The organism is Paenibacillus sp. FSL R7-269 (assembly GCF_000517865.1).
GTDB lineage: Bacteria > Bacillota > Bacilli > Paenibacillales > Paenibacillaceae > Paenibacillus_AQ.
The window spans coordinates 417,569-431,592 of record NZ_ASPS01000053.1 but is presented as its reverse complement, the minus strand read 5'-3'; the positions used below and the strand labels follow the sequence as shown (position 1 = coordinate 431,592).

14 protein-coding genes are annotated in these 14,024 nt (G+C 53.3%); 8 read left to right on the top strand and 6 right to left on the bottom strand.

Annotated features, from left to right (window positions below):
- Window positions 1-4 precede the first annotated feature (4 nt).
- On the top strand, window positions 5-2,008 hold the full coding sequence (locus tag C162_RS24460) for a beta-galactosidase (protein ID WP_036698673.1): 2,004 nt from the start codon (window positions 5-7) through the stop codon (window positions 2,006-2,008).
- 41 nt (window positions 2,009-2,049) lie between these two features.
- On the opposite strand, the gene C162_RS24455 is transcribed toward C162_RS24460, so the two are convergent.
- Entirely contained in the window at window positions 2,050-2,832 is a 783-nt protein-coding gene (locus C162_RS24455; RefSeq protein WP_084649030.1) for a helix-turn-helix transcriptional regulator, read from the bottom strand.
- Between the two features lie 355 nt (window positions 2,833-3,187).
- On the opposite strand from C162_RS24455, the gene C162_RS24450 reads away from it, so the two are divergent.
- On the top strand, window positions 3,188-3,835 hold the full coding sequence (locus C162_RS24450; protein WP_036698669.1) for a FusB/FusC family EF-G-binding protein: 648 nt from the start codon (window positions 3,188-3,190) through the stop codon (window positions 3,833-3,835).
- An 85-nt stretch (window positions 3,836-3,920) separates the two neighbouring features.
- Here the strand turns inward: C162_RS24450 and C162_RS24445 are convergent, their stop codons facing one another.
- Together C162_RS24445 and C162_RS24440 are read right to left on the bottom strand one after the other, a co-directional pair.
- Window positions 3,921-4,907 (bottom strand): hypothetical protein, encoded by a 987-nt coding sequence (locus tag C162_RS24445; protein WP_036698667.1) that lies wholly within the window; start codon window positions 4,905-4,907, stop codon window positions 3,921-3,923.
- Window positions 4,885-5,805 carry an AraC family transcriptional regulator gene (locus C162_RS24440; protein WP_036698664.1) on the bottom strand — a complete coding sequence of 307 codons (921 nt, stop codon included), beginning with the start codon at window positions 5,803-5,805 and terminating at the stop codon, window positions 4,885-4,887. The genes C162_RS24445 and C162_RS24440 overlap by 23 nt, the downstream gene beginning before the upstream one ends.
- A gap of 155 nt (window positions 5,806-5,960) precedes the next feature.
- On the opposite strand from C162_RS24440, the gene C162_RS24435 reads away from it, so the two are divergent.
- From C162_RS24435 to C162_RS24415, 5 genes are read left to right on the top strand one after another with little or no spacing between them, the layout of a single operon-like run.
- A complete protein-coding gene (locus tag C162_RS24435) occupies window positions 5,961-6,203 on the top strand; it encodes an acyl carrier protein (RefSeq protein WP_036698660.1) in 243 nt (80 codons plus the stop codon).
- Complete coding sequence (locus tag C162_RS24430) at window positions 6,200-7,540, top strand: hypothetical protein (protein ID WP_036698657.1); 1,341 nt, start codon at window positions 6,200-6,202, stop codon at window positions 7,538-7,540. Before C162_RS24435 ends, C162_RS24430 begins: the two co-directional genes overlap by 4 nt.
- Window positions 7,541-7,556: 16 nt before the next feature.
- Window positions 7,557-8,678: a hypothetical protein gene (locus tag C162_RS24425; protein WP_036698654.1), complete on the top strand. Its 1,122-nt coding sequence runs from the start codon at window positions 7,557-7,559 to the stop codon at window positions 8,676-8,678.
- Window positions 8,678-9,871, top strand: coding sequence for a radical SAM/SPASM domain-containing protein (locus C162_RS24420; RefSeq protein ID WP_036698653.1), 1,194 nt, complete (start codon window positions 8,678-8,680; stop codon window positions 9,869-9,871). Before C162_RS24425 ends, C162_RS24420 begins: the two co-directional genes overlap by 1 nt.
- Window positions 9,868-10,875 carry a Gfo/Idh/MocA family protein gene (locus C162_RS24415; RefSeq protein WP_051493885.1) on the top strand — a complete coding sequence of 336 codons (1,008 nt, stop codon included), beginning with the start codon at window positions 9,868-9,870 and terminating at the stop codon, window positions 10,873-10,875. The genes C162_RS24420 and C162_RS24415 overlap by 4 nt, the downstream gene beginning before the upstream one ends.
- An 80-nt stretch (window positions 10,876-10,955) precedes the next feature.
- On the opposite strand, the gene C162_RS24410 is transcribed toward C162_RS24415, so the two are convergent.
- Together C162_RS24410 and C162_RS24405 are read right to left on the bottom strand one after the other, a co-directional pair.
- Window positions 10,956-11,663: a DsbA family oxidoreductase gene (locus C162_RS24410; RefSeq protein ID WP_036698849.1), complete on the bottom strand. Its 708-nt coding sequence runs from the start codon at window positions 11,661-11,663 to the stop codon at window positions 10,956-10,958.
- A gap of 13 nt (window positions 11,664-11,676) precedes the next feature.
- Window positions 11,677-12,648: an NADP-dependent oxidoreductase gene (locus C162_RS24405; protein WP_036698650.1), complete on the bottom strand. Its 972-nt coding sequence runs from the start codon at window positions 12,646-12,648 to the stop codon at window positions 11,677-11,679.
- Window positions 12,649-12,815: 167 nt separating this feature from the next.
- Between C162_RS24405 and C162_RS36135 the strand changes: the two genes are divergently transcribed.
- Entirely contained in the window at window positions 12,816-13,103 is a 288-nt protein-coding gene (locus C162_RS36135; RefSeq protein WP_143804214.1) for a hypothetical protein, read from the top strand.
- A gap of 107 nt (window positions 13,104-13,210) precedes the next feature.
- On the opposite strand, the gene C162_RS24400 is transcribed toward C162_RS36135, so the two are convergent.
- The gene (locus tag C162_RS24400) at window positions 13,211-13,999 is read right to left on the bottom strand and encodes a nucleotidyltransferase domain-containing protein (RefSeq protein ID WP_036698647.1); all 789 of its coding nucleotides are present in this window, start codon (window positions 13,997-13,999) and stop codon (window positions 13,211-13,213) included.
- Window positions 14,000-14,024: the final 25 nt, after the last annotated feature.

Sequence of the window (14,024 nt, the reverse complement as noted above, 5' to 3'; positions counted from 1 at the left end):
TATAATGGATCACTTGTTATACGGCGTTGCTTATTATGATGAATACATGCCTTATGACCGTCTTACGCAGGACATCCAAATGATGAAGGATGCGGGCATTAATACCGTCCGGATTGCGGAATCCACCTGGAGCACGCATGAGCCGCAGAACGGGGTATTCGACTTCTCTTCTGTACAGAGAGTGCTGGATGCGATGCATGAGGCCGGAATTCATGTCATTGTGGGAACACCTACGTATGCGGTACCGGCCTGGATGGTCAAGGAGCACCCGGAGGTGCTGGCCGTGACTGTGAAAGGGGAAGGGAAATATGGCGCCAGACAGATTATGGATATCACTAGTCCGGCGTATCTGTTCTACTCGGAGCGGATCATCCGCAAGCTGATGGCTGTGGTACATAAGCATCCGGCAGTCATCGGCTACCAGATCGATAATGAGACTAAGCATTATGAGACAGCCGGACCGAACGTCCAGCTAAGATTCGTCAAATACATGAGGGAGACCTACGGAACGCTCGAAGCCATCAACCACCAGTTCGGTCTGGATTACTGGAGTAACCGGATCGACAGCTGGGAGGACTTCCCGTCCGTGGTGGGGACGATCAACGGCAGCCTGGGGGCTGAATTCGCCCGGTTCCAGCGGGGGCTGGTGAATGAGTTCCTGGCGTGGCAGGTCGGAATTGTGAATGAGTATAAGCAGCCGGGACAGTTCACCACCCATAATTTCGATTTCGAGTGGCGGGGCTATTCGTTCGGCGTTCAGCCTTCGGTGGATCATTTTGCGGCGTCGCAGCCTTTTGACATTGCCGGTACAGATATTTATCACCCGTCCCAGGATCAGCTTACAGGTGCAGAGATTGCCTTCGGGGGAGATATGACCCGCTCGCTGAAGCAGGATAACTACTTCGTGCTGGAGACCCAGGCGCAAGCATTCCCCGAATGGACGCCATATCCCGGCCAGCTGCGGCAGCTGGCGTTCAGTCATCTGGGCTCAGGCGCTTCGATGGTCGCTTACTGGCATTGGCATTCGATTCATAATTCCTTCGAGACCTATTGGAAGGGCTTGCTCAGCCATGATTTCCTGCCGAATCCGGTATATAAGGAAGCCCAGACTATCGGCGCGGACTTCAAGCGGCTAAGCGATCAGCTTATTGGACTGAAGAAGACCAGCAAGGTAGCCGTTATGGTTAGCAATGAAGCGCTGTCGGCGATCGAATGGTTCAAGCTTCCCGGCGGATTGATCTATAACGATGTAGTCCGCTGGATGTACGACGAACTCTATAAGATGAACATTGCTTGCGATTTCATCCAGCCGGGAAGCCCCCGTCTGAAGGAGTATGAGCTGGTTGTAGTGCCGGCCCTGTATGCCGCCTCGGACGAAGCGCTCCAGCAGTTGAATGACTACGTCCGCAGCGGCGGCCATGTGGTCTATTCCTTCAAGAGCGGGTTCACCGATGAGCAGGTGAAGGTTCGTCATACGGCACAACCTGGGGTCATTCATGAGGCCTGCGGGATTGCTTACAGTCATTTTGCCACGCCGAATGCGGTTACGGGACTTACCGGCAAGCTGTTCCCTGAGGGAGCCGAAGCAGGCGTTCACACTGTCCACACCTGGATGGAGATGATTGTTCCCGGTTCAGCGGAGGTGCTGGCCAGCTACGATCATCCCCAGTGGGGCGAATATGCTGCCGTCACCCGTAATACCTGCGGCGAAGGAACAGCCACCTACATCGGTTGTATGACCGGACCTGACGCACTTGCGGAAATCCTGCGCGATACGCTCCAGGTGGCCGGGTTATGGGGAGCGGACCAGCAGCTGTCGTTCCCGCTCATCGTGAAGTCCGGTATGAACCGGCAGGGCCATACCATCCGTTACTACTATAATTACTCAGCCCAGCCGGTCAGCTTCAAATATTCGTATGAAGCCGGCCAGGAGCTATTGTCCGGCAATGCGGTAGAGCAGGATCAGGAACTGACGCTTGATGCTTGGGGCGTTATGATTATTAAATAGACTGGGAACTTTTGCTATACAATAGCTCCACCATGCCGCCGTCATCCCTTCAGAGCCGATGACGGCGGATATCCCTTCAGGCTCTTGAACACATTGCTGAAATACGCCACATCGTGATACCCGCAATGCTCAGCCACCTCCGATACATTGAAGCCCCCCGCAGACAGAATCATTTCGGCGTTGTTCACCCGGATCTTGTTCAGGAACTCCTTGCAGGTGTACCCCGTATTCTGCTTGAATAGCTTGCCGAGATAGACCGGACTCAGTCCGATGCCTTCCGCCAGATCCCTGATCGTAACCTCCTCCGAATAGTGATCCATGATATAGGCCATTACCTTATGGATTCGCGGATCAAGCAGCGGGGCCTCCTGATGATAGGCAATGTTAAGCAGACGATAGATAATCAGCTGAAAAATCGCCCGGGCCTTCATCCGGAAGAGCGGCTGGGAGCCCATCCAGATATGCGAGAACTCCCTGATATCCTCCAGGATTTCTTTGGTCATCCAGCCCCTGGTTACGGCCGCAAACGGCAGATGTACCGGATTGTCCGCTCCTTCCCAAAAGAAGTTGAAAGCATAGGAATGGATAGGTGCCTCTGCGAACGTATGGGCTTCCCGGATACTGCCGGAAGGGACGTAGAGAATATCACCGGCTTCCACCGGGAACTGCTCCCCGTTAATGGAATAGACCGCTTTGCCTTCCACAATGAACGTCAGATCATGGAAATCGATAGGGCTGCTGACAATCTCCCACTCTGCAAAAGACCTGCGGTCCACGAACAGCACGATGTTCGGTACAAGCGGTTCGTATGTATGAATGTCCATACCGGACCTTCCTCCTCACTGCTGTAACGCTGATGCACACCACATTATTTTACCACCGGGCTTATGCTCTGCACACCTGTCATATCATAGTACCTTGAGAATCATTCAGGGAAATGGAATTGTTCCGTCCGTATTTTCCTGCTATACTTTTGACAAGTTAGTTTGATAGGGGGTTACACGGATGGCTACGAATTGCTCATTAACTAGGCAGTCCTCATGCAGAGCCTGATCCGGGGCGATACTTTGCGTGGGGTGCGGCAGGACAATCTTGATCGCCCAAACAGATATTATCGTTTCTAATCGCAGGCTCTGCACCTTATTGCTGTAATCAATCATAATAAGGGGCTGAAGAGCTGTGAAACCAACATTTATTAGAAACCATCAATATAATTATATTAAGAAACAAGCAGATTTTGTGCTGAAAACACTTCGTTCGGTAGCGGACCGCCGTGTCCTGGAGACTGTAAGATACAGCGCCGAGCTCAACGTGACGGGGGCCTTTGCTTCACTGACCGAGGGTCAGGAGCAGATGCTGCGGGCAATCTCCACCTTCGAGAAGGCCGAGGACTTCCAGCAGTATACCAGCGGGCTGGAGCCTTATCTGGAGCCGTTTCCGCCGATTACGCTGAAGCAGATTCAGAAGCTGTTTCCCAAGAATAAAAAGATGAAGCTGCCTGACCTGCAGTCATTTGATTTCCGCTATGTCACGTATCTGGCCTGGATGGACATCGCAGCGAACAAGCTGTTCATCGTCTATCCGCATGAAGGGCAGTTCATTGGTGTGGAAGGCCGGATGCTGCCGTTGCACAAGAAGGGCTACTGCCTGTTCTGCAACCGGCAGCAGGAGCTAGCCTTTCTGAACGTCAAGACCAAGCCGGAGCTTGCGGCGGCAGATAATCTTGCTTCCGTGGGCCAGTACGTATGTATGGATAGTCAGGGCTGCAATCAGAGCATTACGGATATAGGTGCGCTGGAGCGGTTCATCCTCTCGGTGCGCAAATAGCAGAATAAATAGTTAGTTTAACAAAAGCAGAGCAGCGGTTCCCGGTTGGGGACCGCTGCTCTGTTTGTTGTATATTGTAGAGAATCTATCTGCTAGGTTGCGTCATCCTCGTCAAATCTGCCAGCTCCTCCAAAAGCTGCTCCTCCAGGCGGATGATCTCACACATATTCCTGTGAAGCTTCACCCGCGCGGCGGGCTTGTTACCCGAGCACATCCCCTTAATCATGAACTGATTCACCAGATCCCACTTCTCGCCTGCCTTACGGTAGCCTTCAGCTGCCCGGGAGAGAGCAGGCGCCGGACCTTCGCGCTCAAGCAGCTGCAGGAACTGGCTGAACCGGATTCGGCTGATCGGCAGGGCGTTGGCATAGATTTTGAAGGCCGAACTGGCTGCAGCAGTGTTATCAGGCTGTATCCCGGTCTCCAGATAGGCCTGGGCATACGCCCTGAGCTGGACACCCACCTGATCTGGACGAATCTGAGGGGCTGGGCTGGCAAGCACCTCTTGAAGGATCGTCTGCCAATCTGAGCAGGAGCGGGAGGTTTCGCACCGCCCGAATAAAGCATAGAAATGACAGGCTCCTTCAAGGATGCTGAAATCCACTACCTCAAGTTCCCTTCCATAGTAAGCATCGGTCAGATAGATCAGGTTCTTCTCCCGGTCCAGACCTACGGCAAGACAAGCATGGCTCGTATGCAGACTGCGGTAGGCTACACACCAGGGACAGTCATAGGAATCGAAGCCGACCAGCACCGGCATGCCTGAGGACAGCTGATTCTCCAGTAAGTCAAGCATGTAGCTTCGATCCATCGCCGGTTCAGTCCGTTCGATATAACTGAAGGTAAGGCCATGGTACGCAGACAGGTAGCTGGTATTGATCCGGGGCAGACGTATCCGCTCAATCAGCGGCTGGTCCGGGGCTTGCGGCTCATCCAGGGACATCTGCCAGGCATCGCCGTACATGCCTTTGCTGTCCAGGCCCTGCCACTGCGCTACAGACTGGATGCAGTCATCAATACAGCTGCGCAGCTTAGGGTATGGGGTACTCTTAACAGGAGCAATGTTCAACACTGCTCATCATCTCCTTCGCCGAGCAGAAGTGGCTGTGCAGCCGGTCGCGATAAGAAGCGGGAGTCATGCCGCTGAATTCGCGGAAGAGCCGGTAGAAATATTTCATGTCGTAAATGCCTACCTCAAGGGCCACGGACTGCACGCCAAGCTTCGTGAACAGGAGCAGGATGCAGCTGTATTTCATCCGGATTTCCTGGTAGATCTGGATGTAAGATCTGCCGGTCTTATTCTTGAGCAGACGCTGGAACTGGCGGGAGCTCATCGCAAGCTGGCGGCTCATTTCATTCAGCGTGATCCGCTCACTATAGTTACTGATCATATATAGGAGGACATCATGCAGCGGGTCATACTGAAGGACCGGGCGTTCTTCGAAGGGAAGGTCTGCTGCGGTCATAATCAGCTTCGCCAGCTCCAGCAGCGGCGGGTATAGCCGCTGCTCATCTATGAGCAGGCCAGAGTTCAGCATCCCGTGCAGCCGCCCGAGCAGGAAGAGGATTTCCTTGTTCTTCTCCATGTATCCGAACCAATGCTGAACCTCCAGAAGCTTCAGCAGCGGCAAGAGGACCTCTTCGGACAAGGTCCCGGGCAGCTCTCTAAGCACCTTGTCAAGTCCGGGCCTGAGCATACAATTCAGGATCAGCAGCGGCTCGGTACCGCTCAGATCCTGCGGATGAAAGACATGGGACACCCCCGGCGGAATCACCAGCACATCCCCCTGCGTCACCTGCATTTTATCCTCACCAGCCAGATGAATGCCTGTCCCTTGAACCACGTAGGCCAGCTCTACGAAGTCGTGCTGATGACGTACGGAAGTGACCGTTTTTTGAGTCAGGAGCATTTGAACGGGTGAACAGGAGTCGAATACATAATCCCCCCTGAATACCGGAAAAGCTTCCATAAACAAACCTCCGTTTCCTGTTTCCTTATGTTGGCAACTGGAATCCATCCTAGTATATCTCAATATTTTGGCGTATTCAACCATATATTAACAACTTAAAATTTGGTATATTCATGCTATTCATTCCAATTATGCAACCTGAAAGGGGTAGACACATGCAGCATAAAGTCATTGAGATTATCGCCGAAATCAAGGAGGAACCAGGCCTGCTTCAGACGCTCAGCGGAGCTTCTGACCTGACCCTGGACGCCGCACTTGACTCCCTGCAGATCATTAATTTTATTCTGAGAGTCGAGGATGAATTCAATATAGAGGTAGATTTCGACACCTTTGATCTGGAGCACCTGAAATCAGTGGACCGGTTCTCCGCTTATGTCGCCGGGCTTGCCGTACAATGAGGAATGCTGTGCACTGCGGCAGCCTGGAGTCGGAGCGGTACTGGCGGGAGGAGGATCTGGCCTCCTTGCCGGCCATTCCCGATGCGAAGGCGCTGGCTATCGTGCAGGCGATGGATGAAATGCTGTTTGTCTTTTGCGGGAGCGGCGATGTTCTCTTAACCCGCCAGGGGATGAACCGGGCACAATATGACTATCTGCAATCGCTCGGTTATGCATTCAGCACCAATATGGATACGCTCAGTCTGGAGGCAAAGGAATCTGTTCCCGCACAGGCGGCGCTGAATGTATTTGAACTGCTGGGCCGGATGGACGCCGGGCAGGAACCGGACCGCTTAATACCGGAAGGAGCGCTGCTGGAGCCCTTCGCCGTGCTTCCCGGGACACAGGAGGCGGTTAGCCGGTACAAGCTTTTGCCTACGTTGCCTAATGAAGATATTGTACGGGCAGTGAATACCAAGAGCTATTCAACGGCGATGCGGGACCGGCTGGGGCTGCCGAATATTGCGTTAGTGGTCAACAGTATGGAGGAGCTGCTGCAATCGGGACAAGCGCTGCTGGAGAAGGGAGCTTTTCTGATCAAGGACGAGTATGGGGTATCCGGTAAAGGGAATCAGCTGGTGGATTCAGAGCGTATGCTGCGCCGGATGGCCGGGCATCTGGAGTCGAGCCGCAATCAGGGGAAAAGAATCCGGTTTGTCCTTGAGCCTCTGCTGGACCGGGAGACAGACTTCTCCTGCCAGTTTCAGATTGAACCGGAAGGCCGGATCAACCTGTTGTCTGTTCAGCAGCTGGTGAACCAGGGCTTCGCTTTTGGAGAATCTCACTCCCCGCAGCCGTCTCTGCTGGACAAGCTGGACAAGGAAGGCTACTGGGAGACCATGCGCAGCATAGGACGGGAGCTGTACTCTGACGGATATTACGGTGAGGTGTGTGTCGATTCGATGCTGCTGCGTGACGGAAGTCTGGCACCTCTGGTAGAGATCAATGCCCGCAAGTCGATGAGTCTGATTAAGCATTATGTGGACCGCCGGTTCAAGCAGGAGGGTATGCACACCTGCCTGATACAGGTGCCGCTGGCAGCTATGGGCAAGGTTCATTATGAGGAGCTGCTGGAGAGGATGGAGGCAACCGGGATTTTATTCTCGCTGGAGACGGGGGAAGGTGTGATGCCCTTGACCTCTAGCGCGCTCCAGCCGCTGGACCCCGCCCGTACTGCCGGTTCCGTGAAGGGCAAGCTGTATGCGGCCCTGACTTACCGGAGTGAAGACAGCAAGCACATGCTTATCCGTACGCTGGACGAGTCTCTCGTGCGCACGGGCTATACTATCCTGCGATAAAGAAAGGAACCCTCCAATGAATAACACCGTGACGATTCTATGCTCAGGCTTTGGCCTGGGCTTCTATGTCCCTGGTCTGCTGCTGGAACGCAAGTTAACCGCGCTGGGCCTTCAGGCGGAGATTGAGGTGTTCGAGACCTTAATGCCTGAGCACAAAAAAGAACAGACAGACAACAGCCGCAGGGCATACCAGCATAGCTTCGCCGTTGCCCTGACTTCACAAAAAATACCGTCCGATATCAGAAGCAGCCTTGATCCCGCAGCCGTTGAGCATTTGCTGCAGCAATGGAAGCAGGAGGAACGGCAGCACTTCATCGTCTTGTCCGGGCACTGGGTGCATGTCATGGACCAGTACCGTGAGCTGGCGGGGGTAAGCGTGTATGCTGACCTGCTGTATATTGACGCTGACCTGTCGCCATCGTGGAAGAATCTGCGCAAGCTGAATCCGGCTTACGCGGAAGGCTACCGTGAAGTAAGTCTGTATGATCCCGGGAAGCAGGAGATTCTGTTCAGCATCGATGCCGGATCTGGGGAAGCACTGCCTGCTGCGGCGAGAAACGGGCGGCTGGTCGTTCATGGGGGCGGCTGGGGGATCGGAACCTTCCGCGAGAAATTTGACGCGCTGGAGTCGGCGGGGTTCGAGCTGGATATTGCCGCTTACAGCACTCAGGAGATCGGCGGGCCTGTCCGCGGCAGACGTTATTATATGAATGATCCGCAGTGGAGGACCTGGACGAAGGACGGCAGCGGGCAGTATACCTTCCCGCCATTTGCAGAGGTAACCGGTAACCGGACGGAGCGTTTCCCGCCCTGCAAGAGCTACGGGGAGGGGATGTACGGAGTCATCCGGCAGGCGTCCGCTGTCATCAGCAAGCCGGGCGGCGGCGCTTTGATTGATTCCCTGGCTTCGGGTACACCGCTTGTGCTGCTCGACCCCTTCGGCCCGCATGAGAAGATCAACAGTAATCTGTGGGTCGGGCTTGGTTACGGCATCACTTACGGGGAGTGGGCCGCGTCAGGATATGATGATGATAAACTGCGCAAGCTGGCGAATAATCTCAGAGCCGCTAGAGCTCAATACCCGGACTATGCGGCAAGCTATGCCGGACAATTATCCACAGCAGGAGGGAGAAGCTAATGCAACCTACCAGTAGAGTGAGCCTGGACGCTAAGTCCTTCGAGGCTTTGAAGCGTACGATTCGAAATGTCGTGGTACCGCATAGAGAGCGCAAGCTTGATCCGGGATTCCGGACCGTAATGCCGGAGATTATGTCCCTCAAGCTGACCAACCGCTGTAATCTGCGGTGCAAGCATTGCTATCAATGGAATGAAGATGGCTACCATCATGATATGGATACCGCCGAGCAGAATCTGGATATGGATCTGGGAATGATCCAGAGGCTGCTGGAGGAGACGGACGAAGCGCAGTCCCGCCTGTATTTATGGGGAGGGGAGCCGCTGTTTCACCGGCAGGCCAAGGAGATTCTGGAGCTGCTGAAGGAGCATCCCCGGGACACGACCATCTGCACCAATGCCTATATGATCCCGAAGTTTGAAGAGGAGCTGTGCGCGATCTCCGACAACCTGGAGCTGCTGATTCCAATCGAGGGCTTCCAGGAGGAGCATGATTTCCTGCGCGGCAAAGGGTCCTTTCAGAAGGTGGTCCAATGTGTCGAACGGCTGCTGGAGCTGCGCGAGCAGGGCCGCTTCCGGGGCCGGATCTCTGTGCACAATGTCATTAATGATAATATGATCGGCCGATTGTATGAGCTGGTGGAGTTTTTTGAGCGCAAGGGTGTAGATCTGGTTCTGCTCTGCTTCCCCTGGTATATCTCGGAAGACACCAGTCTTGCGATGGACCGCTTCTACGATGAACACTTCCAGTGGCTGGCCGAGCTTCCGCCGGATCACCGGAGCAGCTGGCATGCGTTCAAATACCATATTAAGCCGGAGAATATCACCAGATTGACCGAAGACCTGAAGCGGATCAACAGCAACACTTGGCGCAATACCCGAATCCGCTATCAGCCGGGGCTGGACTTTGATGAGATTGAGGATTTCGTGGCCGGGAAGCCGATGCTGTCCCGCAGTACCTCCAAATGTCTGGCGCTCAGCACCCGGGTGGATATTGCCCCGAACGGGATGGTGAGTGCGTGTAAATTTTTTGGCGAGCTGGCCATTGGCAATGTGGAAGAGCAGACGCTGACAGACATATGGAATTCTGCGCGTTACGACCGGCTGCGGCGGATTCTGGATGAAGGCTTATCCCCCGCCTGTTCCAAATGTAATGTGCTGTACTTGAACACCTATGCTGCGCTGGCTCAGGTATGAGCAGTATGGTAGAGCAGGTAACCTATAAGCTAGGCATTCTGGGCGCCTCGAATATTGCGGTTCCAGCAATGCTGGAACCGGCACGGATAGTGGACAAGGTGAAGATTACGGCGATTGCCAACCGTACCTTGGCGAAAGCAGAGGCCATGGCCGAGGCGTACCAGATTCCCTATGTGGCTGGTAGTCTGGAGGAGCTGCTGGAGCTTGATGGGCTGGATGGAGTGTATATTGCGCTCAGCAATGAGTTACATGCGCAGTGGGCGATCCGGGCCTTGAATGCGGGCAAACATGTCTTGGTGGAAAAGCCGATCTGTCTCCATCCTGAAGAAGCGGAGCAGTTAAGGCTGGCGAAGAACAACCCTGCTGCTCCGAAGCTCGCCGAGGGGATGATGATTGCCTGTCACCCATGGCAGCAGACGCTGAAGGGCATCGTCGATTCGGGCGAGTTCGGCGCGCTGCGCAGGATCAGCACCCGGATCTCCATTCCTGCCAAGAACGGGCATGCCGGGAATTACCGGAGTGTCAAGGGGAAGGGCGGAGGTGTTTTTGCCGATCTGGGCTGCTATTGGCTGCAGTTCGTGCAGACCCTTGCCGGTCTTCAGCCGGAGGAGATCCTGGCGCAGTCGGCCTTTGACGGGCCGGATGGTTGCGACTGGACCTTTCAGGCAGCGCTGCAATACAAGAACGGGCTGAGGGCCGAGTGCCTCACTTCCTTCGAGCTGCCATACCGGGCCTCGCACACCCTGTATTTCGACCAAACGGTGCTGACGGTTCCGGATTTCTTCCGGCCGATCAAAGGGTTCTACAAGCTCAAAATCCGGCATGATCTGCCGGACAACCGCACCACCCTATGTGAATTCGAACCGCTGAACTATTATGTGGGCCAGCTGGAGGCTTTTGCGGCGATCATGAGCGGGCAACAAGCCGAGGGTCTGGGCGCTACCTGGGAACGGGTGCAGCTGCAAGCCCGGATCATGGCCGGGGCTCAGCGGTGCCGGGTTTAGCTGTGAAGCAGACCGACGATGACCGAAACAAACGCCACAGCAGCGCCCCCCTGACCAAAGAGTCGCTGCTAGTGGCATGATTACCTGATAGGACAGGAGCCATCCAGACATCCGGGGCTGGTGGCGGATTCGGTATTATCATCGGATACAGTCTCCACCTTGGACCATGCCTGATCCAGCACCTCTTTGAATACTGATTGATCCCGGGCACCCGATATGGAATATGTTTCATTAAACAGAAAATACGGCATTCCCCGTACGGAGGCAAGGCGGCTATCTTTTTCATCCTTATGCACTTCTGTTGTGTATTGGTTACACTCCAGGACCGCCAGTGATTTCGTCCCATCCAGACCCGCTTCTGCTGCCAGTAAGGCAAGGGTACTAGGGTCGTTTATGTTGAGTCCTTCTGTAAAATAGGCTCTGAAGATACGTTCCGAGAGTGCATAAGCTTTCCCATGGGCGGCCGCATAATGCGTTAGGCGGTGTGCGTTAAAGGTGTTTGCCGGGATGGTCTGATCAAATCGATAATTGAGGCCTGTCATTCTTGCCATATCAGTAACCTGCATATAGGCATGCTTTGCCTGGGAGACACTCATCCCTGCATGTTTGGAAGCCGTTTCGTAAATCGATTCTCCTGCTTGCGGATAATAACCAGGCACCATTTCAAAGCTGTGGAGCACGATTTCTACCTCATTTTTATAATCAAACTGTTCCAAGGCGGCTTCAAACTTTTTTTTCCCAATATAGCAAAACGGACAAGTATAATCGAACCATATTTCTACTCTCATCTTCATCTCACCCTCATTTCTTAATCACGATTTTCCCGCGTTTAGGCTGCATCTCACTTTTACGGTATGCCTGGTATAGGCCTTGGGCGGTAAATGGGTATATTTCATCTACATGAATGCGCAATTTCTCATCCTGTATATTACGGATTATAGTCTCCAGATCGGCACGGTTAGGTCTTGTTTGAAAAAAAACCGAGTCTATGTCCCGGACCTTTGGAGTTTGTCCAATCCCAAAGGCAACGATTGAAATATATTTTCCTCCATTCTTCAGAACAGCATAGCTTTCATTTCCAGTATCTCCTGGCAATCCTGTTTCAAATGTGGATGGGTCCGCGATGGTATCCAAAACGATATCTACAGGCTCGGAAATTTTGTTTACGAATTCATCTGTTGTATAATCAATTACTTCATCCGCACCTAATTCCATGACGAATGGACGATTGGAATCCCTCGCCGTCGTAATTACATACGCTCCGTGTTGCTTCGCTAATTGAATTGCGGCATGCCCTACGCCCCCTGCGCCTCCATGAATAAGAATACGCTGACCCTGCTGAAGTCTGCCATGCTCAACCAGGGCTTGCCAGGCCGTCAATGTAACCGTAGGTATGGCTCCAGCCTCTTCGAAGGAAAGACTCTCCGGGATAACAGCAAGATGATCCTCTTCTACAGCTACATAATCCGTGTAAGAACCAGTGGGGACCATCCCCATCACACGGTCACCTGGTTTGAGATGCTGCACCAATGTGCCAACTTCCTTTACAATACCCGCCACATCGAAACCAAGAATATACGGAAACTGGACTTGAAACATTGCCCCCATCGGACCCTGCTCAATTGCACCTGAGCGTAAATGAGCATCTCCAGGATTTATGGATGAGGCGTGCATCTCCACGAGTACCTGGGTGTCTTTAATTACAGGAACAGACACTTCCTGCTCCTCCAACGATTCAGGAATTCCGAAGCCGGTTAAAGCTATTGCTTTCATTGTTATATCTATTCCTTCCTTTTTAAATAAGTAGTCACAAGTTGTTTAGGCAACACTTGTTTGATATGATATTAGTACGATATTCCCATGAATACAACCAGCAGATATTCACGAAACGTATGTTAAGCAACAGATTATGAAATTTGATGCTTTAAAATAAATTTGCTTTGCTGGAAGAAATTACAGCTCTGGCCTTTGACAACATGATCCCTGAACAAATGGTTGCCGCACAAGTTGATAGTACAATGAAGCGGACTTTACATCGGAGCATTGAATCTCTTTTGAGAAGAAGCGGGGATTCGGTCCATGCAGCTATCAACGCGGCCATGATAAGTGCGGCCATTTACAATGCTGCTTACTACTGGTATGAGACAAACGAGGATGATAATATTGAGCAGCTCACTATTGCGGTTATCCATTTCATTAATCACGGCTTACAAATGAAGAGCTCCTGAATCTGGGCCGAGGCGCAGCAGCGCCGGGTCTATCTGTGAAGCAAACCCGCCAATAGTCTAAACACACAAGCAGCGACTTCCGGTACCGGAGAGCCGCTGCTTGTGTGTTATCGGTTCTGCAACGAAGGCGGCTGCTCTGTCCAGGAGCGTTCGTTGTTCAGCACATATATTCCCAGCGCCTGCTCGAAGGAAAGGCCGTGATTATAGAATGTCAGCATCTTCGCGGCGAAGCGTACACTCTTATCTGCGCTGGGCGACTGCAGCAGCTCTGTTGCCAGCGTACGGAAATTCTTCGGCTGGGCTTCCGCAGCACCGACGGCATCCAGCAGCCCCTTGTGGCTTGGAAAAAGCATGCGGTTATAAGCCAGGATCATTCTTCCGCTGAAGAAGACCAGATTGCTGGCAGTATGGGCGAGCAGGTAGGCGTCGTCCTTCCGGGTTGCCTCTTTGGCGAAATACAGCCCGAATAGATAGATCTGGGCGCAAAAGTCCTGCAAATTGCGCTCGCGGTTCTCCTCAGGATAGACGGGAATCCGGGCCACCAGCTCATCCAGCTCCGGGATTCTGGAGAAGAGCACCTCTGCACCAGTAAAAGCATACCTTGTCGGCTCATTGGCCTGCCGGGCTGCAAGCTCCAGAAACCGCCGGTTAATTACCTTGATATCGGCGTATCCGCCTTCATAGGTGCTGACTTCGCGGTCCACATAGGAGAGCCTGTCGTTCCGCTCATATTCCGCATAGGCTTCATCGGTGAAGACCAGATGGACATCCACATCCGAGGTCTCGCTGGCGGTTCCCTTGGCTACTGATCCACTGGTGATTGCCGCCAGACAAGAAGGGTCTTGCTCCAGCTTCTCCGCCAGCTTCTCCAGTGTCTGTCTGTGGTGCGCGTACATATTGCGTTCAGCCTCCTTGAATGAA